This is a genomic window from Pseudomonas sp. P5_B2, assembly GCF_056400445.1.
The window spans coordinates 1-703 of the sequence record NZ_JBFULH010001329.1; the positions used below are offsets into that span (position 1 = coordinate 1).

A 703-nucleotide genomic window follows, 5' to 3' on the forward strand; every position below is an offset into this window, starting at 1 on the left:
GTCTGGAAGCGCGACAGTTTGGCCAGGGAGGCCGGCAGATAACCGGCCCGGGCCAGCGCGAAGAACTGTCGTGAGTAACCGAGAATGATCCCGTGGAAACTGGCCACCAAGCCGAACAGGCCGATCCACACCAGCATGTGCAGCCACCCGGAGTTTTCACCGACCACGGTTTTCATCGCTTGCGGCAGTGGATCGTTGATGTTTGACAGGGTGCGCCAGTCGCCCACGCCCCCGGCAAAGAACATCACGCCCATGGCCAGCAACACCAGGGTCAGAATGCCGCTGATGTACGCCTTGGGAATCGTCCGTTTCGGGTCCTTGGCTTCTTCGGCGGCCATGGCGGCACCTTCGATGGCGAGGAAGAACCAGATGGCGAACGGAATGGCCGCGAACATCCCGGCAATCGCCGGGGCGCCAAATACATCGGAGCCGGCCCAGCCATTCAGCGCGAAGTTGCTGAAGCTGAACGCCGGGGCAACCACGCCCATGAACACCAGAAGTTCGGCCACGGCCAGTACGCAAACCACCAATTCGAATGTCGCTGCGAGTTTCACCCCGAGAATGTTCAAGCCCATGAACACAATGTAGGCACCGACCGCCGCATGTTTGGGATCGAGCGCGGGAAACTGCACATTCAGATAAGCGCCAATCGCCAACGCAATCGCTGGCGGCGCGAAGACGAATTCGATCAGCGTCGCCAGCC

At 60.7% G+C, this 703-nt stretch carries 1 protein-coding gene; it reads right to left on the reverse strand.

Annotated elements, in window-relative coordinates:
• Positions 1-703, reverse strand: a 703-nt coding sequence (locus tag AC1DRJ_RS31035; protein WP_477805476.1) for an amino acid permease, incomplete at both ends; no start/stop codon positions are given.